This window comes from Rossellomorea vietnamensis (genome assembly GCF_008180615.1).
In the GTDB taxonomy this organism is placed as follows: Bacteria; Bacillota; Bacilli; order Bacillales; family Bacillaceae_B; genus Rossellomorea; species Rossellomorea vietnamensis_D.
In genome coordinates this window covers 140,876-164,252 of record NZ_VTEH01000005.1, presented here as the reverse complement: position 1 = coordinate 164,252, position 23,377 = coordinate 140,876, and the positions used below count along the sequence as shown (strand labels likewise).

19 protein-coding genes are annotated in these 23,377 nt (G+C 42.4%); 6 read left to right on the top strand and 13 right to left on the bottom strand.

The window, feature by feature from the left end; genetic code table 11:
* Positions 1-92 precede the first annotated feature (92 nt).
* Positions 93-2,021, top strand: a complete 1,929-nt coding sequence (locus tag FZC79_RS09470) for a heavy metal translocating P-type ATPase (protein WP_148946564.1) — start codon at positions 93-95, stop codon at positions 2,019-2,021.
* 470 nt (positions 2,022-2,491) lie between these two features.
* Here FZC79_RS09470 and FZC79_RS09465 read toward each other — a convergent pair whose 3' ends face one another.
* Positions 2,492-3,331 carry a YihY/virulence factor BrkB family protein gene (locus FZC79_RS09465; RefSeq protein ID WP_148946563.1) on the bottom strand — a complete coding sequence of 280 codons (840 nt, stop codon included), beginning with the start codon at positions 3,329-3,331 and terminating at the stop codon, positions 2,492-2,494.
* Between the two features lie 21 nt (positions 3,332-3,352).
* On the bottom strand, positions 3,353-3,736 hold the full coding sequence (locus FZC79_RS09460; RefSeq protein WP_148946562.1) for a YtxH domain-containing protein: 384 nt from the start codon (positions 3,734-3,736) through the stop codon (positions 3,353-3,355).
* A gap of 319 nt (positions 3,737-4,055) precedes the next feature.
* On the opposite strand from FZC79_RS09460, the gene FZC79_RS09455 reads away from it, so the two are divergent.
* Positions 4,056-4,280 carry a DUF1128 domain-containing protein gene (locus FZC79_RS09455; RefSeq protein WP_148946561.1) on the top strand — a complete coding sequence of 75 codons (225 nt, stop codon included), beginning with the start codon at positions 4,056-4,058 and terminating at the stop codon, positions 4,278-4,280.
* 205 nt (positions 4,281-4,485) lie between these two features.
* On the opposite strand, the gene FZC79_RS09450 is transcribed toward FZC79_RS09455, so the two are convergent.
* From FZC79_RS09450 to motA, 6 genes are all read right to left on the bottom strand, one after another.
* Positions 4,486-5,007, bottom strand: a complete 522-nt coding sequence (locus FZC79_RS09450; protein ID WP_148946560.1) for a type 1 glutamine amidotransferase domain-containing protein — start codon at positions 5,005-5,007, stop codon at positions 4,486-4,488.
* Positions 5,008-5,108: 101 nt separating this feature from the next.
* On the bottom strand, positions 5,109-6,095 hold the full coding sequence (locus FZC79_RS09445; RefSeq protein ID WP_148946559.1) for a class I SAM-dependent methyltransferase: 987 nt from the start codon (positions 6,093-6,095) through the stop codon (positions 5,109-5,111).
* A complete protein-coding gene (locus tag FZC79_RS09440) occupies positions 6,092-7,408 on the bottom strand; it encodes an FAD-dependent oxidoreductase (protein ID WP_148946558.1) in 1,317 nt (438 codons plus the stop codon). The genes FZC79_RS09445 and FZC79_RS09440 overlap by 4 nt, the downstream gene beginning before the upstream one ends.
* A 464-nt stretch (positions 7,409-7,872) precedes the next feature.
* The gene (locus tag FZC79_RS09435; protein ID WP_148946557.1) at positions 7,873-9,246 is read right to left on the bottom strand and encodes an alanine/glycine:cation symporter family protein; all 1,374 of its coding nucleotides are present in this window, start codon (positions 9,244-9,246) and stop codon (positions 7,873-7,875) included.
* Positions 9,247-9,685: 439 nt separating this feature from the next.
* Positions 9,686-10,450, bottom strand: coding sequence for a flagellar motor protein MotB (gene motB / locus FZC79_RS09425; RefSeq protein ID WP_148946617.1), 765 nt, complete (start codon positions 10,448-10,450; stop codon positions 9,686-9,688).
* Entirely contained in the window at positions 10,434-11,231 is a 798-nt protein-coding gene (motA, locus tag FZC79_RS09420; protein WP_148946556.1) for a flagellar motor stator protein MotA, read from the bottom strand. The genes motB and motA overlap by 17 nt, the downstream gene beginning before the upstream one ends.
* 305 nt (positions 11,232-11,536) lie before the next feature.
* Here motA and FZC79_RS09415 point away from each other — a divergent pair, with 305 nt between their 5' ends.
* Complete coding sequence (locus tag FZC79_RS09415) at positions 11,537-13,018, top strand: methyl-accepting chemotaxis protein (protein ID WP_148946555.1); 1,482 nt, start codon at positions 11,537-11,539, stop codon at positions 13,016-13,018.
* Positions 13,019-13,088: 70 nt separating this feature from the next.
* On the opposite strand, the gene FZC79_RS09410 is transcribed toward FZC79_RS09415, so the two are convergent.
* The gene (locus FZC79_RS09410; protein ID WP_148946554.1) at positions 13,089-13,463 is read right to left on the bottom strand and encodes a DnaJ family domain-containing protein; all 375 of its coding nucleotides are present in this window, start codon (positions 13,461-13,463) and stop codon (positions 13,089-13,091) included.
* A gap of 249 nt (positions 13,464-13,712) precedes the next feature.
* Here FZC79_RS09410 and FZC79_RS23075 point away from each other — a divergent pair, with 249 nt between their 5' ends.
* Complete coding sequence (locus tag FZC79_RS23075) at positions 13,713-13,868, top strand: hypothetical protein (RefSeq protein WP_187442715.1); 156 nt, start codon at positions 13,713-13,715, stop codon at positions 13,866-13,868.
* Between the two features lie 282 nt (positions 13,869-14,150).
* Here the strand turns inward: FZC79_RS23075 and hmpA are convergent, their stop codons facing one another.
* The gene (gene hmpA / locus FZC79_RS09405) at positions 14,151-15,362 is read right to left on the bottom strand and encodes an NO-inducible flavohemoprotein (RefSeq protein ID WP_148946553.1); all 1,212 of its coding nucleotides are present in this window, start codon (positions 15,360-15,362) and stop codon (positions 14,151-14,153) included.
* A 185-nt stretch (positions 15,363-15,547) separates the two neighbouring features.
* Here hmpA and FZC79_RS09400 point away from each other — a divergent pair, with 185 nt between their 5' ends.
* Both FZC79_RS09400 and FZC79_RS09395 read left to right on the top strand, forming a co-directional pair.
* A complete protein-coding gene (locus FZC79_RS09400) occupies positions 15,548-16,003 on the top strand; it encodes an RrF2 family transcriptional regulator (protein WP_148946616.1) in 456 nt (151 codons plus the stop codon).
* Positions 16,004-16,176: 173 nt separating this feature from the next.
* A complete protein-coding gene (locus FZC79_RS09395) occupies positions 16,177-19,278 on the top strand; it encodes a hypothetical protein (protein ID WP_148946552.1) in 3,102 nt (1,033 codons plus the stop codon).
* A 345-nt stretch (positions 19,279-19,623) separates the two neighbouring features.
* On the opposite strand, the gene FZC79_RS09390 is transcribed toward FZC79_RS09395, so the two are convergent.
* Genes FZC79_RS09390 through FZC79_RS09380 form a run of 3 tightly spaced genes read right to left on the bottom strand, consistent with a single transcriptional unit; the run spans position 19,624 to position 22,885 of the window.
* On the bottom strand, positions 19,624-21,033 hold the full coding sequence (locus FZC79_RS09390) for a glycosyltransferase family 2 protein (RefSeq protein WP_148946551.1): 1,410 nt from the start codon (positions 21,031-21,033) through the stop codon (positions 19,624-19,626).
* Positions 21,034-22,071, bottom strand: coding sequence for a HEAT repeat domain-containing protein (locus FZC79_RS09385; RefSeq protein ID WP_148946550.1), 1,038 nt, complete (start codon positions 22,069-22,071; stop codon positions 21,034-21,036).
* Positions 22,064-22,885 (bottom strand): response regulator transcription factor, encoded by an 822-nt coding sequence (locus FZC79_RS09380; protein ID WP_187442714.1) that lies wholly within the window; start codon positions 22,883-22,885, stop codon positions 22,064-22,066. Before FZC79_RS09380 ends, FZC79_RS09385 begins: the two co-directional genes overlap by 8 nt.
* Positions 22,886-23,377 lie beyond the last annotated feature (492 nt).

Sequence of the window (23,377 nt, the reverse complement as noted above, 5' to 3'; positions counted from 1 at the left end):
CCTTTTATTCTCTTTGGGTTATTTGACCCCGAGGGGCTAGGACATGCGCATACAGCACTTATAAAAGAAAACGCTTAAAAGGAGAAGAGAATATGAGCTCACACGCAAAGTCAATGTCTGTAAATGCACGCACTGAATCCTCTGCTATCTCTATTTTAGAAAAAATAAAGCCGCATGCCGAACTAATCGCTGCACTTGTCAGCGGAGTTTTCATCTTATTGGGCTGGCTGCTGGCAGATGACTTCTCTTCATTATCAGTCGCCTTCTATCTGCTTGCATTTGTGATTGGAGGATTTGCCAAAGCAAAAGAAGGCATTGAAGAAACCATTGCCGAACGAGAACTGAATGTAGAGATGCTCATGGTTTTTGCAGCAATTGGCTCTGCCATTATCGGCTATTGGACAGAAGGTGCCATCCTGATTTTTATTTTCGCTGTCAGTGGTGCATTGGAGACTTATACCCTTAATAAGAGCCAGCGGGAGATTTCCTCTCTAATGGATCTTCAGCCGGAAGAAGCTCTTCGTGTAACCGGCCAGTCTGAAGAAAGAGTGCACGTTTCCGAACTATCCATTGGAGATCATATCCTTATCAAACCGGGTGAAAGGGTTCCTTCTGATGGACAGATCATCAAAGGATCCACAACCATCGATGAAGCTGCCATATCAGGCGAATCGATGCCGGTCACTAAATCCATTCATAGTGAAATTTTCGCAGGAACTGTAAATCTTAATGGTGCAATCACTGTGGAGGTCACTAAACCAAGCAATGAAACACTTTTCCAAAAAATCATCGACCTAGTCCATTCGGCGCAAAGTGAAAAATCTCCTTCGCAGCTTTTCATTGAAAAGTTTGAAGGAACTTATGTGAAATTCGTCTTGCTTGCTGTCCTGCTTATGATGTTTCTGCCTCATTTTGTCCTGGGCTGGAGCTGGACTGAAACCTTTTACAGGGCGATGGTCCTTTTGGTTGTAGCCTCTCCCTGCGCTCTAGTGGCTTCCATCATGCCTGCCACGCTCTCAGCCATCTCCAATGGAGCAAGAAATGGAATTTTATTCAAAGGCGGTATGCACCTTGAAAACTTAAGCAATCTGCAGGCAATAGCCTTTGATAAAACGGGGACCCTCACGAAGGGGAAACCGCAAGTTACAGATATCATCACTCACCCTGAAATAACCGAAAGAGAAGTTCTCAGCATTACAGCCAGCATAGAGAAACAGTCAAACCACCCTCTCGCACAGGCAATAGTCAAACATACCGCCAGTTTATATCCTGACCTGCCATTAACAGAGCCCCAATCACTCCAAGATGTTTCAGGCTGGGGGGTAAAAGCAATGGTGAATGGTGAAGAGTGGAAGATAGGAAAAGCGGAGTTTGTCGGAAGTGAAGCTGCAATGCACTTTGCTGAAGGCAGTTCAGAACAATTGGCTGCCGAAGGAAAAACCATTGTATTTGCAGCAAATGAGAATGGAATAGCGGCTATGATTGCATTAAAAGATGTGATCCGTGAAGAGACGATGCAAGCTTTGAACTCTTTGAAAAAAGAAGGTATTTTCACTATCATGCTTACTGGAGACAGTGAAAGCACAGCTGGAGCAATCGCTCATGAAGCAGGAGTCGATGATTATATCGCGAAATGTCTGCCTGAAACCAAGGTGGATGAGTTAAAGAAACTGATTAATCAATATGGTACCGTGGCTATGGTCGGGGATGGCATTAATGACGCACCTGCCCTCGCAACAGCGAATGTCGGGGTGGCTATGGGGGAAGGGTCGGATGTAGCCTTGGAAACCGCGGATGTCGTGCTTATGAAAAACGATTTGAAACGTATTGCTGATGCTGTTCGTCTGTCGAGAAAAATGCAGCGGATCGTAAAGCAGAACATCATCTTCTCATTGTCTGTCATCTTTGTACTAATTGCCTCCAATTTCTTGCAGGTTCTCGACCTTCCGCTTGGGGTCATCGGACATGAGGGAAGTACCATACTTGTTATTTTAAATGGACTGCGCCTGCTGCGTTCTTGATGGATTATTACCAAGTAATTGTCCTCTCTAGTTAAAAGCTGCCTTTCTTTTTACATCTTCATAAAGACTGTATTCGTTTAGTTGTTGCTATCCCGATCACCGGAGGCTAATTCCATTCCAGAAGGTTCAGTCCCTAAGGCGCCCAAGCTGATTCAGAAACGCTGTTTGATTTCCAATCCTTAAAAGGGTCTCCCAATCGGGAAACCCTTTTTCTATATAGCTTCAAGTTCCCTAGTGGTAACCGTTTTGACCATTAGCAGATCCTGAAGTTTTGTTCTGTGGTTTCTGCTTGCTGTTCTGTTTCGTACCGCCATCTTTTTTAGTCTTTTTTGTCAAGGTCTTTTCCTCCCTCAAGTGGTAGTGAGGCTCCTTTTAAGCCTCTTCTGCTTAGTCTGCTCTAACTGAAAAAAGAGTTTACCGGTAATAACCGGTAAACTCTTTTTTAGAATGCAGTAACTTGTGTTTTACCCTCAGCACTCTGATTTTTTCACATTCATGAGGGCATTGATATGCCCGCCGATCATGATAATGATACCCGTCAAATAGAACCAGATCATCAGGACAATGATACCCCCGATACTTCCATATGTGGCAGAATAATTCCCAAAGTTGCTCACATAGTAAGAGAACGCCAATGAAGCACCTACCCAGCCAAGTGCTGCAAACACGGCTCCGGGAACTGCGCTTAAGCATTTGATTTTCTTACTTGGGGCAATAAAGTATAGTCCGACAAATACTATGAACAAAATGATAGGAGAAATCGCCCATCTTATGGCTCCCCAAATCGTCAGGAACTGATCGGAAAATCCGAATTGTGAAAACAGAAACAGCCCGATTTGTTTGCCGAACACCGGGAGAAGCAAAGCAATGACAAACACAAAAATCATTGCGATGGTCAGTACGATGGACATAAGCCTCGTTACGATAAACGATCTTGTCTCCTCGACTTCATATGCATCATTCAAAGATTTCACAATAGCATTCATACCATTGGATGCCGACCATATCGTCGCGATAATACTGAATGATAGTAACCCTGTATTGCGATTGGACATGACTTCATTTATTGTGGACTGAATCATATCCATTGTTTCACCTGGCGCATAATCACTGATGACATTCATGATATCCTCCTGTGCAACAGGCAGATAAGGGATCAGCGTCACCATGAATATCAATAATGGGAAAAGTGAAAGAAGAAAGAAGTAGGCAAGTTGTGCAGCCAGTCCTGTCACATCTCCATCTGATATCTTCTGAAATAGCTTCTTGAAAAATCCTTTTACTCCTCCAGCTTTGCTCCTCTTAGTCATCCTTTCACCTCTTAATATGCTTTATTTCTCCACGCCGTTATTGGTGGAATGACCCTCATCTTCGGTAAATACCTCTTTATACGATTCCGAAGAAGAATGCAAGGTTTCTTTAGTGTCTTCTATTAATTCCTTTACCTGTGGAGACAGCTCCTTGATTTCCTCTACTTTTGAATTGATGAATTCCATATCTTCACCAATCTGCTGAGCTGTTTCCCTGACCTTTTCATAAACCTCTCTAGTGGACTCCAACAGAAGCTGAGGATCACGGGCATAACGACTGATGAATTCCCCGCCCTTCTTAGTGCTGTTCATCACATCTTCTCTGGTCTCTTTATTCAACAATGTAATGAATCCCCCAGCCATAGCTCCAAAAACCAACCCTTTAAAAAATCTCTTCGTTCCCATAGTCATCCTCCGATACATTAATGTTGTTAGCTTGCACCTGTTTTCTTTCTTTAATCATATAACGATGAGAGCAAGTGAACAAATCTTAAAGACACCCTCTTCTATCTTCTTCCTGCTTCTTATCAGAACCTCTTTTTTACGGAGAGTTTTATAAGAAAGGTTCACAGTGATAGAACAATAGTATTATTTATCCATCTGCGCTCTCATTCAAACATACCAACAGGCTTTGCCTCCCACCCTTAAACGGTTTCATATTGACATCGCTCTCTAATAATGAAAAGATGTTATTATGATCAAACCCTAAAAGGATGGATGAAAAATGGATCTTTCACAAAAATCATCAGAAAACGTAGAATTTATGATTGAACAAATCAAGGAAAAATTAAGAGTCGTAAATGTCGGAGCCATTAAGCCTTCTCATTTTGATGGGGATATGTACGAAGAACTACGTGATATTTACGAAATGGTTGAGCGCAAGAATAACTTCAGTCCCCGTGAAATGCAGGCAATCGTTGAAGAACTCGGGAACTTAAGGAAGCAGTAAATCTTAAGCACAAAGGGCCTGCTTTTAATCGATGCCTATACCTTCAAGGGCATCTGCAGTTATTGATGCTTTATGTCCTCCAGTAATTACTGGGGGCCTTTTTATTTGGCTGCTCGGCTTTATATTGCTGCTTAGTCTATACTCTATCAGGAATCTTTGCTGCTTATAGGAAAGGACTGCCCTAATAGGCAGCCCTCCAATACTTTTATTGTGCGTTCTTTAAAAGTTTTACTGATTCGCGGATAAATGCCGGGATATCATCAGGATTTCTGCTTGTGACAAGCTGGTCTTTGCAGACAATAACTTCTTGGTCTTTATATTGGGCACCAGCGTACTCCATGTCGACTTTAATGGATTTAAATCCTGTCGCTGTTCTTCCCTCAAGTGTCTTAGCTGTAAGCAGCAGCTGCGGGCCATGACAGATAGCGAATACAGGTTTGTCAGCATCCATGAAACTTTTCGTGAATTGGACGAAACGTTCATCTGCACGTAATTGGTCAGGAGAAAATCCTCCCGGAAGGAATAATGCATCAAAGTCTTCAGGTTTTACATTGTCGATGCCTTCATCAATAGAGACTTTCGCCTCTCCCTGCTTACCTTCTACTGTTTTGCCAGACTCTTTTTCGATCGTCACTACAGAATGTCCCTCTTCTTTAAATGCATCTGCTGGTTTGGTATACTCCACGTCTTCAAACATATCTGTTACTAAACATGCGATCTTTGCCATTGTAACCTCTCCTTTTGCTTTGCATTTTTTCAACACTTCATATATTCCCTGTGCAATTTCTTAAAAACATGCTCAGGGATATTAATTTATGGAAAAATCCATTACTTCTTAAAAACGGCAATATACCAGCCGCCTTCTTTGATGATAGGATCAATGGATACCATCTTAAGTCCGGACTTCTTTGCGAAACTCTTTAAATCTTTCTCGGTAGGAACAGGATACAGATTATCAAAGGTCATGAAAAAGCTGTTGAATGCACTTGAAAATTCTTTTCCATGCTTCGGTTTTTGAATGGGAGTTATAATCGAAAGAGCTCCATTCTTTTTAATCCATTGAGAGGCATTCTTAAAGAACCCAGCTCTTTCGCCTGGTTCAATATAGTGAAGAAGGTTGTTGGCCATCACAAGTCTGTAACGGTCCTCCGGCTGATACTCATTTATGTCTTTATTAAGGATTTCAATATTTCCATGTTCTTTCACTGCATCTCTGGCATTATCCGCTACTTCTTCATTCACTTCCACGCCGACCATTTTCTTGTCCGGGAACTTCTTGGCCAGCTTTCGGAGGTATCCTGCTTCCCCGCAGCCGACATCCAGGATGGAATCCACTTTATACCTTTTCATCACCTTTTCAACTTTTGGATAGGCAAGCTGTTCTAAAAGTGTTGAAGTTTTGGCAACCGTCGGTCCATGTACATCTGAATCAAAATGCTGCTTATTCTGATTCCTGAGAAGCTCGGGGTATGCCAATAAAGAAGGAATATGAAGCTCCATCATTTCCTTTAAGATGATCCCTGAAGAAAATCGATTGGATTTTGATTTTGGAAGTTTCCATTTCTTGATGGTCTTGACTTTCTCAGCTGATGTTCTTTTAAAGTGTTTGAGGATGATTCCTACTTCGACCCATTGCTCGAGAAGGTCATGCTCAAGTTCTCTTTCAGCTGCCACTTCTTTAGTTGACACAGGTTTTTTAAATGCTTTGAATAAATCCAGCTCATATCCTACATAAGCATGCCAGCTCCGCAGAAACGGCATATTCTGTTTCATCCAGCCCCTAGCCCGCCAAACCCTTATATACTCTCTTATCATACTAATTGCTCCTTCCATTTCCATGGGTAATCCAGTCTATCCGTAAATAACTTATCTTCTTTCTCTCGTTCTGTTAGGGGGGTGCTCCTCTTGGGAAGCAGGCCGCCTTGGATGAGCCGGTCTTTAATTGTGTCCTCCCACATACCGAGTCCTGATATATTCAGCATTTGTTTGAAATGAAGGATGGGATCTTGTTCAATCCTCATCAGGCTTCTTTTTCTTAGTTTTCCGACCGATTTGTATGGATAGGAATAGGCCAGGGCTGAAAGATGGCTCAGCTTCATTTGATTTTTAACCCTTTCCCTCCTCACATGCGGGTACCACTTTAGATTTTCTGTATTTAATTTCCCTTGAGTGTACATATCACACAAAAGCTCACCAAGTACATCTCCATCCTGAATGGCCATATTCATTCCTTCTCCCGCCATTGGATGGACAGTATGCACCGCATCACCAATTAATGCTTTATTGCCTTTTATATATTCTTCTGTATGATAGGCAACCGGCACCATCAGCTGGATGGTCTTCCAGTCAGGAATTTGGTTCACGTATCCTTCCATTTCAGGACACAATTCAATGTATAACTCATGGAAGTATTCTATTGGTTTTTTCCTCAGGTCTTTATACTCTCCTGCCGGAATAAGATAAACCGACCGGACTTCGTTGTTCGGAAGGGGAAACAGCCCAAGAAAGCGATCGAAAGTCGATATGATTTTCCCTTCTGTAAAAGACGGGGGCCTTGGAAACGTGACTGTAAGAAAGTGATGGTTGTACTGATTTTCTTCTTTTTCGATTCCCATCTCCTTCCTCGTGACCGATGCACGCCCTTCTGCACCAATGAAAAAGGAGCTTTCATACAGTTCTTCTTTTTTATCTTTTCTATCTTCTACAATCGCTTTCCCTTCAGTGAACCCCTTGCAGCTGCTATTGGATTTGTAATGAAAGGAAGGATAGGCAAGTGCAGCTTCCCTGATGATTTCCTTTAATTTTTCATGGTGGATCATCAAGGAATAGGAATACTGACCAGGCACAACATTGTATTTCATATTGGATTCATCAATGGAACCTGAATTTTTATCTATTTCCAAAAGGTTTAATTCTTCGATAACATGTCCGCTTGCTTTGATATCATCTAAAAGCCCCAGCTCGTCAAAAATCTGAAGGCTTTTAGGCTGAAGAAGTTCGCCTTTATATACAGGTGTTGGACCAGGAAGCCTCTCTATCACCGTTACGTCCACGCCGCATTTTGCCAGCTTGAGTGCAAGTGTCAGCCCTCCGATACCGCCGCCTGATATAAACACATCCGTCTTCATTTTCATCACCGCCTTTTCCCGGTATTTATCCTTTTTTTCGAGTTTCGAAACCAGTCGATGTGCGGAGCTTACCTGCAAAAATTGCTGCTAGAGATATTTTTCTATAGAAATATTTCCCGGAAAATAAGAGCAGTTGACGAGGGATAGGTTTTTTTGTGATATATCTGTACAAGACTTAAGATACTTGGTGCAAAAGATGCCGGTTTATAAGACGGAGTTTCATACAGATTCTTAAAGAAAGATGCTTTCCTCGAACTATTTGTATTGCTGCCTTATGATTATCCTTTGGGTACCAGGAATCTATCGGTGAACGGTGAGAGGGAACCCTTTCTTTCTTGCTTAGCAGAGCCGGAAGCTGTCCTTTTCAAAGTCCAGTGAAATAGCAGCAAAATTTCGAGAAGAATCTATTATGAGAAAAAAGCCGGCTGATGCATTGTGACATCAGCCGGCTTTTTTTAAACTATTTACTTCTTTCCTATATCCTTGAGATAATATTGATCTGAAGTGAAAAACTCTTGAGTAAGCCTCTTCACTTCCTTGCTGAGAAGCAGGACCGCAATAATATTAGGTACAAGAATGGCTACAAGAGCAAGATCAAGGAATTGCCAAATGACCTGCGCGGCTCCCATTGATCCTAGAATAATGGCTCCTATATAAACAAATTTTATCAACATGGCCGCTTTTAAACCAAATAGGAACTCTGCCTGTTTGGATCCATAATAGATGATAACTACAATGGTTGATAACACAAAGAAAATCAATGAGATGGTGACGATCAGACTGCCTGTAGTTCCAAGATAGTTAGCGAACGCCTGAGTTGTTAAAGCAGAAGGGTTATCCAATGCACCCTCTGCTGTCCAGACGCCGGAAGAAATAACAACAAACCCGGTCGCCGTACAGACAATCAGAGTATCAATTACAATCCCTATAATAGACCATAATCCCTGCCTGACGGGATGGTCAGTTGTGGCTGCCGCATGTGCAATCGGTGCTGTTCCAAGACCTGCTTCATTGGAGTACAATCCTCTGGCAAATCCCCAGCGGATCGTTTCAGCAACAGCTACACCCGCAAAGCCTCCCATTGCCGACATCGGCTGAAATGCATGGGTGAAGACAAGGTTCAATACATTTGGCAGCTTCTCCAAGTTCATAAATAAGATCACCAAACATGCCCCAACATACAAGAGCGCCATGAGAGGCACTAGTTTCTCTGTCACCTTCCCTATCCTCTTGATTCCTCCGAAGACGACGAGTGATACCACTGCAGCAACGGCCACACCTGTGATCCAGCCGCTTACTTCAAAAGATTCCTGAACAGTTGAAGCAACAGCATTTCCCTGTACCATAATGCTGGGAATTAATTCGATCATCAGGGCAAAGGCAAACCAAACCCCGAGCCATCTCATATTCAGTCCGTTTTTCATATAATACATCGGTCCGCCGACAAATTCGCCTTTTTCATTCTTTTCCCGGTACCTTACTGCCAGGACACTTTCTGAGAACTTAAGCGCCATCCCCATTAAAGCAATGACCCACATCCAGAATAATGCCCCCGGTCCTCCAAACATGATGGCAGCCGGGACTCCAACGATGTTCGCTGCCCCAATGGTTGCTGATAATGCGGAAGTCAAAGCCTGCAGGGGAGTCACTGTCCCCTCACCTTTCGGCTTCTTAAAAATGCTTCCTAAAGTTTGCTGAAATATGTAAATCGGATACCGAAATTGTACAAATTTCAATAGTATAGTAAGGTAAATTCCCGTACCTGCTAAAATGATGATGACCGGCGGACCCCACAGCCATGCCGAGACCGCTCCTACCGCTTCTAAAAATCTTTCCAATTTTATAAACCCCCTGATTAATTACTAAATACTCATTACCCCCTCCATATAACTGTAAAACTTAATAATAATTACCAGCGGACAAAAAGCGGAAGCGCCTTGATCAGCTCCGACAGGCAAATGTTCTCAAAAGAAAAAAAGGCGGTCTTTCCTTTTATTCTCTTGGGGGTATTTGACCCCGAGGGGCTAGGCGCTGAAGCTCGACGTACCAAAAGCGGAAGCGCCTTGATCAGCCCCGACAGGCAAATGTTCTCAAGAGAATAAAAGGCGGTCTTTCCTTTTCTTCTCTTGAGGTTATTTGACCCCGAGGGGCTAGGCGCTGAAGCTCGACGTGGATATTATAGCTATAAACTATCTACAAAGGGTGATTTTATAATTTTCTAAAGAACAAAAAAGCGTACCAGCCATATAGCTCTGGTACGCTTCTACTCTCATATATTTACTGTATTACTCTCGGCAGAATCAATACTTCCACTCTTCTGTTTTTGGCTCTGCCTTCCTTTGTATCATTATCAGCTAAAGGTTTAAATTCCCCAAAGCCTTTTGCACTGAACCACCGCGGATCAAGATTTTGGTTTCTCAAGATAATTTTCATGAAATTGACGGCCCTCATGACACTAAGCTCCCAATTTGAGTCGTAGCTGGCATTGGAAATCGGGATATTGTCGGTATGACCGCTGATAATGACACTTCTGGGAGTATCCATTTCCAGCAGTCCTGATAGTTCCCTTGCAACTCCCTCATCCTTACCTGCTACATTCGCTGATCCTGATTGAAAGAGTACATTATCTCTTATAGTCAGCAGCAGGCCTTCTGATGTAAGCTCTGTAGCGAATTGCTTCTGAAGCTCATTGGCTGTAATATAACCATTCACTTTGCTTTGAAGTTCTTCCAACTCTTGACGATCCTTCTCTTTTGCTGCTTCTAATTCATCGACAGTCAAAGGAATTTCTTCTTCCGCCTTTTTATCTTCCCCTAAATCACTTTCCGGGACTGGAGAAGGATACTCCATCACAGAGGCACCTCCAGTGAATATCTGATTGAAGGCTTGGGACATTGCATTAAACTTTTGTGCATCAACATTGCTGGAAGCAAAAAGAACAACAAACAAAGCCAGCAGCAGTGTCAACAGATCGGCATACGGGATTAGCCATGATTCATCCATGTGTTCATCATGCTGCTTTTTTTTACGCCGCCTCATCAGAACCCACTTCCTCTTCCATAATTCGTTTTCTTTCACTTGATGGCAAGTAGGAGGCAAGTTTCTGTTCAATTACTCGAGGTGCTTCCCCTTCAATAATGGATAGAATTCCTTCTATCATCATCGTCTTCTGTTTGACTTCCTGCTTAGATTTTCTCTTCAGCTTATTGGCAAAAGGATGCCAAAGGACATAACCTGTAAAAATCCCCATTAATGTGGCAATGAAGGCAGCTGAAATGGCTTTTCCCAGATGATCTATATTATTCATATCGGTGAGTGCTGCAATCAACCCGATTACAGCTCCAAGAACTCCAAGAGTGGGAGCATATGTACCTGCCTGTGAAAAAATTGCAGCACCCGCTAGGTGGCGCTCTTCCATTGCATCGATTTCCTCATTTAATACATCTCTGATATAATCAGCACTTTGTCCATCAACAGCAAGTCCCATCCCATTTTTCAAAAATGGATCTTCAATATCACTTGTTTTGGCTTCAAGAGCAAGCAGTCCTTCCCTTCTCGCCAAGTCAGCCCATTCAGAGAACATTCGGATGATTTCTTGAGGTTCCTGCATCTTTGTTTCCTTAAAGATGACGCCGAAAAGTTTTGGCACTTTCACTATTTCAGATGTCGGGAAAGCAATTGTGACCGCTGCTATGGTCCCCATAATGATAATCAGAATGGCGGCTGGATTGAAAATAGCATTGAATGGAACCCCTTTAAGAACCATTCCGACTCCTACTGCAGCAATTCCCAATATAACTCCAATAAATGATGTTTTATCCATAAAATCACCCTAATTAATTATTCTTTCTTCTTATATCGGATGGTGTAGAAATTATTAAAGGACAAATTTTGCTTTTCAAAGATTTACATGTTTTTATCTTTAAATTAAATATGAATGGCTTGTCCTATTCCACCCTGCAGTTCAGTATCCTGTCGGTATTCTTACTCAAAAAGTTACTCTTAGCAGCTAGAAAAATAGTAAGTTTCCACTTTTTCATATTATTTTCCATTTAAGCTATTGAAAAATTGCGAAAACTGACGATAAAATAAGTAGAAAGAATCACTAATCGACAGGAGAGACGTCCCATGACCATTGATGGTTTAAAACTGCAGGATTTAAAAAAGAAGAATCTTTTAATGCTGCTGCTCTATTCTGCTTCTTTGTTGGCAGCTATCCTTTATACTATTTTTAATAAAAACCCGTTGATTGAAACAATCCTTTACTCTGCCCAGCTTTCAGCTATGATTGTTTTCTTTCTCATTTTTCAGATAGCACTTAAAAAGTATCACTTGTTCCCCCTTTTCACTTTACCGGTTGTCTACATAATAATAGGAGTCGATATCCTGGTAAATGGCGGTTCTGGGAACAACCTGATCATTTTGCTCTTCCTTGCAGTTATCTCGGCCCTTCACTTTAAGCTTTCTCTATTCTCTATAGGATACGGCTCCGGTTTCATCCTGTTCATCTTGAACAAGCAATTCTTTCAAGGGCCTGGAGAAATTGATTCAATCTTTATTCCTGGAATTCTTGTTTATATGATGCTGGGAATTTTGCTGTACATTGTCGTCAAACTCAATACGAACCAATTTTCACAGCTTCAGAAGTTTATTGTAGAAGCTGAAGCCGAAAATGCAAGAAAAGAAAATCAAAAAACTTTGCTGGAATCTGAATTGCAAACAATCTTCAAAAGCATTAAGAAAGTGAATGATCAAATTCAGCACCATTTACTCTCCCATAACGAGATGAAAACCGCACTACAGGAAATTTCGGCGGGCAGCCAGACTCAAAGCGACCAAATTAACAGCATTGCCTCCATTTCGGAAACTACGATGAGACAAATGGAAGGCATGGCCTCCATGGCTGAAGTGCTGTTTCAGCATTCGGAAGAAGCGAATATCACTGCTATCAGTGGAACTGAAAAGGCAGACGGACTTCAGCTTGACATGAATGAGTTGAACACACTCATTGACGAACTTAGTATCACGTTCGCTGAACTGACGAATAAGTTTGAAGAAACGAACAGCTTTGTCGGAATAATTCAGGGAATAACAGAGCAAACCAACCTGCTTGCCCTGAATGCATCCATCGAAGCCGCAAGAGCAGGTGAAGCAGGAAGAGGCTTCTCAATAGTGGCTGATGAGATCAGAAAACTTGCTGAAATGACAAGCACCACAGCTTCGCGCATCAATGAAAATCTGGCTTCTGTCAATCAGGTGAACTCCACAGCACTAAAGAAGATGAATCTCAGCAGCAGCAAGCTTTCCGAAAACATCCAGGCTGTGGGAGATGTAAGCAGTTCATTCAAGGAATTGAGGTCCAAGCTTCACCTGCTTCAATCTGAATTCCATACGCTGGCAGCTAATTCTGATTCTGTAAAAGAACAAACTGTACACGCTGAACTTTCAACCAAAGAACTGGCCGCCGTCATCGAAGAAGCATCAGCGGGGCTTGAAGAGGTCAGCGCAACCATTGAGACATTGAATGAAGATACAGGCACCATTGCTTCATATGTCAATGAAACAGTGAGAAGCGCCGAAAAGATACAGGCCAACATCGATAATAAATAATGTCTGTGTTCTGAAAATGGAACTAGACGAAAAAAGAGCATCCCAGCTGCAGATGGGATGCTCCTTCAGTTTACAGAAGCTTTTTTTCTATTTTGTGTTCATAGTTTTTAAACACCGAACTATTGGTGTTGATTCTCTTTTTAGACATCAACCCATTAAACTTCAGAAGTTTTTCATTCAAATTCTTTTTTAACTCTTCCTTCTCCAGCTGATCTTCGCAATCCTTGATTAAATCTTCTATTCGCAGCATTTCTTTTCTCAAGTTGTTTTCTTCTATTGTGAATCCTGCATTTTTCATAATACGGTGTGCCATACGAAGTTCTTGGGGAATATGTGAATCATCTTCAAGCTTTAGAGGCTTGCCATAGCCGGGCAGCCGGTCAAATTCTCCATCTTCGTATGCTTTCTTGATTTTCTGTTCAGAAAGGATAGTGAATAAGTCCATGAAGATCCCCCTTCAGATTAAAAATTCAAGCGCTCCGCTCCCTAAGTTTCCCCTGTGTAAAAGCGAATGGATAAGATAGTATGAAAAATAAGCGTAGAGCCGAATACTTACTATTATATCCTTTAACTCGTTATCAAACGCCTCCAATTCTGTCCATTTTCTGAAAGTTACACTAGACATGGTTTTCTAACATAAAATCGGCCGCAATGGCAAAACTAATATCAGGATACAGGGAAAGGGGTGTTCATCATGAGCCGAGGAAAATCATTTCAACATAAGAAGAAAGGCCATCCAGGTAACTATCCTTCAGACTCACTGACTGAAAAACATACAAAAGAAAAAATTGAAGATGAAGAATATATCGTTACCCAGGAAGCATTCAAGAACCGTGTGGATGGGGATTGAGCTTTTGAGGGAATCTGCTTTTAGCGGGTTCTTTTTTATTGGCTCTTTTCGTAAACTTTGTTGCTTTTTAATTTTAAGTCGGTAAAAAGTCGGTAATATAACGCCATAATTCACCTTAAATATTCTGATAAGCAAGAAAGAAAAGAGCCTAAAGAGAAAAGTCAACATTTCTCCCTATTTAAGGAAGGATAGTTGACTTTATCTTTGGTCATAAAAAGTAAATTATAAAATTCAGTAGATTTACAGTGACCTTATTTATTCCCCAGGTGCCTCTCACTAGAATCATGCTTCCTGCAATTCAAATTTCATGGCAGGGCCAAAGAATTCATAGCGGATGCGTTCTTGTGGAATACCGATCCCGAGTAGTGAAGAAATGACTGCTTTCATAAATGGAGCAGGACCACAGACATAGCAAGTACTGTCTCTGTCTATAAGGCTTTCCAGTACATCTCTATTAATGTAACCAAGGTGGTCGTATCCTGCTTCAGGATTAATTAGACTTTCATAAGCAAAGAACGCTTTTCCATGATCCGTTCTGTCAATCATTTCTATTACTTCTTCTTTAAACGCCTGTACTTCTTCATTACGGCTGGCATGAATGAAAACGGCCTGCCTTGTTGGGTTGTGCCTGGCTATGGTTTCAAGCATGCTGTACATCGGAGTGATTCCAACTCCTCCACTGATGAGTGTGACAGGTGAATGGCCGCCTGGCTCAAGACAGAAGTCCCCTGCCGGTGCGCTCACTTCGATTACATCCCCCGCACTCACCTTGTCATGCAGATAGTTCGATACCTTTCCTTCTGGAGAATAGTCCGCCTCCCGTTTGACGGAAATACGGAAGTACTCTCCATTAGCTGCTGAAGATAAGCTGTACTGGCGATTGAATAGATATTCTTCACCAGGTATTCCCAGCCTGATAGTAATATATTGTCCTGGTAAATAAGATGGCACCTTCTGTCCATCATTCGGCTTCAGATAAAAAGAAGTGATCAAAGAACTTTCTGGTTTTTTCTTGATCACAGTAAAGTCCTTGAATTCTCTCCAACCAGCTTCTTTTGCTTCAGCTTCTTGGTACATCTCCTCTTCCACATCAATGAACACCTGTGCGATCACTCCGTATGCTTCACCCCATGCTTCCAGGATTTCCTCGGTTGCTGCATCTCCCAATACTTCCTTGATAGCCAGCAGGAGGTGCTCCCCTACGATAGGATACTGTTCGGGCTTGATACCAAGGCTTCGGTGCTTATGGGCAATTTGTTTCACTGCGGGAAGAAGCTGCTCCAGCCTGTCGATATTTTGTGCTGCGGCATATACAGTATTAGCAAGGGCCGTCTGCTGTCGGCCTTTCTTTTGGTTAACATGGTTAAAGATGTTCAATAATTCAGGATGGTTCTCAAACATTTTTTTATAAAAAAGAGATGTAATTTCCGTCCCCTTTACTTCTAAGACAGGGGCAGTTGATTTAATAATATCGATTGTTTTTTGAGCTAACATAAGATCGCTCCTTAAAGATATATTTATAATACATCTTTATGTTAGCCCTTATTAGTACTTAAAGCAATATCTCAAATACATCTTTAACTATTTAGACACATTTAGACAGGTACAGAATCAACTTGTATAATGAAAGTATCCTGGGAGCCCGCAGAGTTGAGGCTGCCACAATGAAGGTGAAACAATTGAAACTTACTTTATATACAGATTACTCACTGAGGGTACTCATTTACCTTGCCACCAGGGACGACGGCGAGTTGGCTAATATCAAGGAGATCGCCGACTCTTACCAAATCTCAAAAAATCATTTGATGAAGGTCACCCATGAGCTTGGAAAAATGGGCATTATTGAAACAATACGGGGGAGAAACGGCGGGATCAGGCTCGCCATGGCTCCCTTGGAGATCAATATAGGCACACTTGTCAGAAAGACAGAAGAGGACTTTCATTTAGTTGAATGCTTTTCTCCTGAAAACAACACTTGCATCATCACGCCGGTCTGTGGACTTAAGCATGTTCTTGCAAAAGCTTTGAAAGCCTACCTGGATGTTCTGGATCAATATACTCTAAAAGATTTAGTTCAGCGGCCCGAGGAATACCGTCTCTTGTTTTCATTAAATAACCCGCCAAAGAATGAATGATTGAACCCGGCTGCTCAGGCCGGGTTTTTCATGATGAAAAACCTATCCAGCTATTTACATTTTTTCTTTTTCCGTTAAACTCATTCATAGTGTGATTCTATAAAACTGCTTGTTAACGACTTACATGACAGCGATTCTTTTGAAAACATTAATTAAGAAATTCAGGTGATGAAATGAATAAAAAATATCTCTGGCTCCTTCTGCTCATTCTGCCGGCTGTCCCCTACTTCCTTTGGCTGTTAAAATCGGAAACACCTCTAAGTGTGGCCATCCTCGATAAGACTGTTCCGGCAGATGATTACAGAGAACACAGCGGGCTGACCTGGCTGCTCAATCACTGGAAAATTGTTGTGCCAGAAGACAGCAGTTCCTATCAACTGACTGATTATGCAGGCTGGCATCCTAAAAACGAAAAAGACGATAAAATAAAGAAATTGGATTTGTCCACTGCAAAGCCTGATGTCATTTATGTAGCCGATACCTACGGAGTATACCCTGAACAATCGGGAAACTCAGAGCGAGGAAATGACCCTATATATGGGGGGTTAACACAGGATGAAGTCTATCAAATAGAAAAGTCTTTAAAGGAAGATGCCTCCACCCTGATTACAGAATTCAACACTTTGGCAAGCCCGACAGATGAAAAAGCTAAAAAGGCCATGTATAACCTGCTGGGGATCCAATGGTCCGGCTGGACTGGCAGGTACTTTAATGAACTTGACCCTAATGAAAGTTCAGAACTTCCTAATTGGATTATTGACTCCTATCAATCTCAATCTTCTCCCTGGACTTTTGCTGGTCCCGGATTTGTTTTTTCAAACGAAGATGGAAGCCTGCTCGTTCTGGAGGAAGAAGAACATTACATCGAAAAAGGGTTATGGATTGACTACACCGAAAAGGGCCGCAATCTATTCGGGATAAAGGAATCCCCCGCCTACGGATACTGGTTTGACGTCATCCGGAACAATTCTGCGGAAGTACTGGGGAACTATAAAATGGACCTTACTGAAAAAGGCAAGACAGCCTTGGAGGAGTATGGTATTCCTTCTTCCTTCCCGGCCGTGACATTGCTTGAACAAGGGCCGTCCAAACGTTATTACTTCGCTGGAGATTTTGTTGATACAGGAAGTTCTCCGAGAATGCATAAGTATATTGGCCTTGAAAACATCCAAAAAATCTTCGCCTTTGAAAAAAAGGACAGGCCGCAGACTTTTTATTGGAAAGCTTATGTTCCGATGATGAAAGCTATCTTAAATGAGGTAAAAAACAGTGGTGAGGAAGCTGCTCAGCAAGTAGCAGATCCCAAGCCTATGCCGGCATTGGTGAAAGAGAATCAATATCAGGTCTTGAAAGATGGAAAATGGGAACAGCTGACAATCAAAGGAGTGAATATGGGGATTGCAAAGCCGGGCTACTTCCCTGGCGAAACAGCTATCACCCGTGATGAGTACTACCGATGGTTCGAAATGATTCATGAGATGAATGCAAATGCAATCAGAATCTATACCCTTCATCCTCCTGGCTTTTACCAGGCCCTGAAACAGTTCAATGATGAGCATAAAGATGATCCTTTGTATGTCTTCCATGGCATTTGGATTGATGAAGGGCCTCTGGAAGAGACGCTGGATGCGTTTTCACCTGGAAGCTCTGAACCTTTTATAGAAGAAATGAAACGTATTGTAGATGTTGTTCACGGGAACGCAAACATCTCAGATAAACCGGGACATGCAAGCGGAATTTATACTGCTGATATCTCTGATTATGTAATAGGCTGGATACTTGGGATCGAGTGGTACCCTTATATGGTTGAGAACACTAATAAGGTGCACGCCTCCAAAGGAGAGTACGATGGCAGCTTCACCTATACAAAAGGGGCAGCACCATTTGAAAATTGGCTGGCGGGCATGATGGATACAATACTGGTTTATGATGATGAAAATTATGGCACCACCCGCCCTGTATCATTCACAAACTGGGTGACTACTGATTTGCTGGATCATCCATCAGAACCGCTTGAACAGGAAGACCTGGTAAGCGTTGATCCCAATGTCATTTATCTCAAGGATGAGAAGTCTGCAGGACAATTCGCCTCCTACCATGTTTATCCATATTATCCGGACTTTCTAAACTTAGAAGAGAAGTATCTGAATTATATAGACCATCGAGGGAATAAAAACAGTTATGCCGGTTATTTAAATGACTTGCAGCAAGCACACCGCCTGCCTGTTTTAATAGCTGAGTTCGGTGTTCCGGGCTCAAGGGGAATGACACATGAAAACCCCTATGGCTGGAATCAAGGGTTCCATAATGAAGAAGACCAAGGAACTATTGATGCGTCGCTATTTGAGGACATCATAAATGAAGGGTTCCTGGGCGGCCTTGTGTTTACCTGGCAGGATGAGTGGTTCAAGAGGACCTGGAATACGCTTGAGCTGGATAATAGCGACAGGAGGCCTTTCTGGTCAAATGCACAAACGAACGAACAGCAATTCGGCCTTCTCAGCTTTGACAGACACAAGGTGAAACTGGATGGCGATACGTCGGACTGGAAAGATGTGCAGGCTCTTTATGACCATACTGAAGAAAAACAATCCGAGCTTCAAAGCCTCAAGATCGACCATGATGAAAAATATTTGTACTTGAATTTAAAATTGTCAGATTCAGCAATACAGGATTGGGACGAAAGAGATATCCTCTTTCTTCTTGATAACGGAAAAGAAGGCGGAAATATGGTTTCCACCTCAGACAGTGAATTCGAGGGGATCGATTTTGTCCTTCATCTGAATGGAAAGGAAAATTCCCGAATTCTCACTGACAGCTCCTACGATCCATTTTATTATCAGTATAGTGAGCAATTGTCTTTCCTTTCCAGACAGCCGTATCACGGTACGCAAGGATCAGGTGTCTTCCATCCCATCAAGCTCGCACTGAATAAGCCGCTTTTCATCCCGAGTACTGGAGAAACCTTCCCATTTAAAGCATATGAAACGGGCAGGCTAAGATTTGGAATCGGCAGCCCCGAAGACGCTGAATACGATTCACTTTCAGACTTCTATGTAAATGAGGAAGACGGTATTATTGAGGTGCGGATACCTTGGCTGATGTTGAATTTCAGAGATCCAAGCCAGAAAGAAATCATCGGAGATCTATGGAGCGGCGGCATGGATGCTTCAGCAGGAACGGATGGAATCAAAGCTTCTGTCCTTTTTGGCAGCGGCCTTGAAACGAATACCGAAAACCTTATGGTAAAAAACTTCAAAAATAAAACCGCATGAGTTCAAGGTTTTATACTTGATTTCATGCGGTTCTTTCATTTTAATAGGCTCTATTTGAAAGATGTTGCTTTTAAGGTTATTGATCGATTTTTCCTGAACGTAGACGGATTGGAGCGGAAGGTGTGCGACCTCCTGCGGGACTAGCGGGACAGGTGAGACCCCACAGGCAAAGCCGAGGAGGCTCACCGCCCGCCCCGCGGAGTCGTGCACCTGGAGCGGAAATCCATTCTTTTTACTCAGCCACAATCTTTGCGAAGAGAGCATTTATTATGGTTTTGTCCCAGTCTCTTCTTATTACCTTTTATTTACATTTAGTTAGTTTTCTCAGTTTGAACGACTTTACTATCAGGAAGAGACACCTTTCCTCTCCATATCGCCCCATTGATGTTTTTTATTTCTCAATTGCAGCAAGCCTTGTATCCTGAAAAAGGTCGTCACCGGACGGTACCAGAATGTTTCGGAAAGTGCGAGAAAGAACAATTTGACCACATCTTTCAGCTTAGGATACTTTCGAAGGCTCCACTCCTCGAGAAGCACTCCGCACATGGATAAAAAAGAACCGTACAGCAGGCTCAGGCAAAATAGAAGAAGTGCCATTTTCCATGAAATCAACGAGAAGGTGATTCCCATGACAAGGACGACGTATCCGAGAAACTCTACCACGGCGCCGAGCAGTTCGATCAGCAAAAAGTAAGGAAGTGAAATCAGCCCGACACTTTTGTACCGCGGATTCAGCAGCATCCCTTTATGAATGTACAGAGTTTCAAACAGCCCTCTCTGCCAGCGGCTCCGCTGCCTCCCCAGAACCTTGACCGATTCAGGCGCCTCTGTCCAGCAGACCGGATCAGGAATATACTCAATCCGGTTCGTGCTTTTCTCATCTTTTAGAAGGCGGTGCAGCCTGACCACCAGCTCCATATCTTCGCCTACTGTATTGGGATTGTACCCTCCTGCTTTCAATACCCAGTCCTTATGAAATACACCAAAGGCACCTGATACAATTAATAGGATATTGAATTTGCTGAGTCCGATCCTACCCATCAAGAAGGCCCTTAAATACTCGATCACTTGCATGATGACAATAGGCTTTTGGGACAAGCCCACCTCTACGACTTCTCCCCGTTCAATTTTGCATCCATTGGCGATACGCACCGATCCTCCTACGGCAATGACTTCTCCATTAGAATCAATGATCGGCTTCATCACTTGAAGGAAAGCATCCCTTTCCAGGATGGAGTCACCGTCCAGAGTGCAAAAATAAGGAAACTTCGAGATATTGATGCCTGCATTTAAAGCATCTGCTTTTCCGCCGTTTTCTTTATCCACAAGGTACACATGCTTGTACACCTTTGACTGATAGACTGCTTTGATCGGCTGTGTGTCCAAAGACTTCCGGATGACCATCGGGATTTTTTCCATAGAGAACTGATCGATCATCACTTGAAGGGTATCGTCCTTGGATCCATCATTGACAACGACAATCTCATATTCAGGGTAATTCATACTGAGGAGAGATCTTACACTTTGTACAATCCCCATCTGTTCATTGTAAGCAGGAACCAGCAAAGTAACCGGCTTGGTATCATAAGAATATAAAAGTTCTTCATGCTGCCCCGTTTCCATGCCCAGCTTCTTTCTTAACTCTGCCGCTGAAACAAAGAAAATGAACAGGTAAAAAGTAAACACAAATAGCATATACACAATCAAAAGAGAACCAGCATAATAAAAAAGATCACTCATTATCGAATAGAACATTTATACACTTCCTAACCACTGCGAGGCCATATCTCTTGCAAATGCATCCTGATGATTTTCAGCTGCATCCTTTAAGAGCAATTTTCCATCTTTAAATTTTGAAAGAGCTTCTCCTGCATAGTACCTCACCCACCAATTGGAGGAGGACAGCAATTCAAACAGCATTTCTTTATAGCCGGGGTGGGCGATCTCCCCCGCTGCCTGTGCGAAACTCATCTGCTCTACCCAGCTTTCTGATTTAGAGTAGGGATACAGCGCCTGCGGCTTGGTAATGAAGCCTATACTCCTGATTGCCTTGACTGCATTGACCCTGACTTCATGGTCCTCAGAATCCAGACATGATTCTGTAAAAGTCAGGAGAGACAGATCTCTTTTTTCCCCGATATAGGAAAGCACCGCAACCCTGAAGGAAGGAGAAAGATCATTGAACTTTGCAATAATCAGGTTCAAAGTCTCCGGAGAAACCCTTCTGATAATTTGTTTATAAAAGAACGTCGATCCATTAGGTGAAGAAACAGCCAGTACATCCAGCAGCTTTGGATCATCGGCACCTGCTGCTATTTGTAAAATCAAGGTTTTTTCCTCCTCTGATGCCCGCGTTTTTTCATAGATCTTCCATAGCAGCGGCATAAAGCTGTAAATCTGAAAATCTTTGATTGAAACCAAAGCATTCACCCTGTCGGCCCATCGGCGGCTTGAAAGACGGGCAGTCAAGGATTCAGACAAGTATTTATCCGCAGCATCCCTAATGGTTCTATGAAAAGAGGAAGAATCAAGGCTTGCTCCCAGGTTTTTCAGGGTGTCTTCAACAGCGGATGTGAAGACAGCATCTTTCGTAATCTGTTTTAATTCTTCCTCTTCGCCCCTAAGGAGTTCCTGAATCAATAAAGGCCTGATTCTCTCTTTCATAATACGAAGATCAGCCATCTTCCTTTGTTCGAGTTTTTTCCTGATAAGGAGGTAACCCAGCATTAGGAAAAGTAGTACAAGTGCTCCTGCTATTGCAATGCCGATCTGTAGATACGAAACATTAATCATCCACGTTTTCCATCCTCTTAGCGACCCTCTTAATCCTTGCAATCAATTCATTTATTTTGAACGGCTTTGTCACATAATCAAAAGCTCCAGCCTCCAAGGCAGAAACAATATCATTTTCCCTGTTTCGAGAGGTCAGCATAATAATAGAGACTTCTTTTTCACTGTACTTTTTCCTGATTTCACTTAGAACTTCCATCCCATCCATTCTGGGCATGATTCCATCCAGAACAATAATATGCTTTCCTTCCTCCTGCAGCCTGCCGCTGTTCAGGAAAGATTCACCCTCCCTGTATACCTGCAGGTCAACTGCCCACTCTCCCCAATCGACCGCATCCAGCTGATCACCCAGAAACATACGTATGACTTCATCATCATCCAAGATGGACAGCCTTAGATTTTTTTCAAAAGAAGCAGTTTCTGTCTCTTCATGTATGGAAATCAATTCAGGGTCTACAGATTTTTCATAAGTGATGCCTTCTAACTCAAGATCTTCAGTGATATCTCTGCAGACTTTTCCTTGAAAAACAGCGGTTAAGCCCTCTCCCTTACCGGCTGTTTCGATTGTTGCATCCAGAAGGCGTCCGGCTTCTTCTGCTGACTTTTCCGGCAGGATAACGGCCGCCCGTGATAGGCCCATTTCAAGAAAGAACGAATTATATGGCAGCAATTCTTTTACAGTCCTCCACACACTAGAATACTCTTCATTTGAGAGGCGGTTCTCTATGCTGTAGTCCAATATATAAAAATCTATATGATTGATCCGCAAAAAATCCGTGTTCCTTTTAAGCGACTCCAAACCGATTTTCTTTTCCATGTTTAGGTGACCCCTTCCGTTTACAGCCTGGTTCATAGTGAAATGTTTATTTACAAGTTCTTATAAAGTCTCTTCTCCTCAAGTTGTATATCGATCAAGGAGCACGCAGCTTGTTCCAGTCATTGACTTTCACAAATTTCTACTAGTGTTCTTTGCCGGACTGCATTCCCGCTCAAGTTTAGAGTGTGGACGATTATAAGAATCATCCCCCTTGCAAGAAAACAGCACTCAGAAAATCCATTCATCCATCTATTATAATTTACTTTCTAAAACATATAAATAAATCATGTGCTTCTAAGAATAACTCGCTATCTTAATTTGCATAATAGAAGCAGTCTGTTCCGAAATTTTTTAAGGAGTTTCTATATCCAGTTCCCATAGTACGTGGTGGTAGAGATCACTGCTGCTCTGATTTAAGGGGAACAGTGTCAACAGGTTTTAAGAGACCTAAGCATTTCTGAATTTTCGGCGAACTGGACTCATGAGCGCTTT

Coding starts and splice junctions, on each gene's coding strand:
- FZC79_RS09390 (WP_148946551.1), bottom strand. CDS start 21,033: ATGTTCTATTCGATAATGAGTGATCTTTTTTATTATGCTGGTTCTCTT.
- FZC79_RS09460 (WP_148946562.1), bottom strand. CDS start 3,736: ATGGGAACGAAGAGATTTTTTAAAGGGTTGGTTTTTGGAGCTATGGCT.
- motA (WP_148946556.1), bottom strand. CDS start 11,231: ATGGATAAAACATCATTTATTGGAGTTATATTGGGAATTGCTGCAGTA.
- FZC79_RS09465 (WP_148946563.1), bottom strand. CDS start 3,331: ATGACTAAGAGGAGCAAAGCTGGAGGAGTAAAAGGATTTTTCAAGAAG.
- FZC79_RS09455 (WP_148946561.1), top strand. CDS start 4,056: ATGGATCTTTCACAAAAATCATCAGAAAACGTAGAATTTATGATTGAA.
- FZC79_RS23075 (WP_187442715.1), top strand. CDS start 13,713: ATGAGCCGAGGAAAATCATTTCAACATAAGAAGAAAGGCCATCCAGGT.
- FZC79_RS09440 (WP_148946558.1), bottom strand. CDS start 7,408: ATGAAGACGGATGTGTTTATATCAGGCGGCGGTATCGGAGGGCTGACA.
- FZC79_RS09380 (WP_187442714.1), bottom strand. CDS start 22,885: ATGGAAAAGAAAATCGGTTTGGAGTCGCTTAAAAGGAACACGGATTTT.
- hmpA (WP_148946553.1), bottom strand. CDS start 15,362: ATGTTAGCTCAAAAAACAATCGATATTATTAAATCAACTGCCCCTGTC.
- FZC79_RS09395 (WP_148946552.1), top strand. CDS start 16,177: ATGAATAAAAAATATCTCTGGCTCCTTCTGCTCATTCTGCCGGCTGTC.
- FZC79_RS09450 (WP_148946560.1), bottom strand. CDS start 5,007: ATGGCAAAGATCGCATGTTTAGTAACAGATATGTTTGAAGACGTGGAG.
- FZC79_RS09470 (WP_148946564.1), top strand. CDS start 93: ATGAGCTCACACGCAAAGTCAATGTCTGTAAATGCACGCACTGAATCC.
- FZC79_RS09445 (WP_148946559.1), bottom strand. CDS start 6,095: ATGATAAGAGAGTATATAAGGGTTTGGCGGGCTAGGGGCTGGATGAAA.
- FZC79_RS09415 (WP_148946555.1), top strand. CDS start 11,537: ATGACCATTGATGGTTTAAAACTGCAGGATTTAAAAAAGAAGAATCTT.
- FZC79_RS09385 (WP_148946550.1), bottom strand. CDS start 22,071: ATGATTAATGTTTCGTATCTACAGATCGGCATTGCAATAGCAGGAGCA.
- FZC79_RS09410 (WP_148946554.1), bottom strand. CDS start 13,463: ATGGACTTATTCACTATCCTTTCTGAACAGAAAATCAAGAAAGCATAC.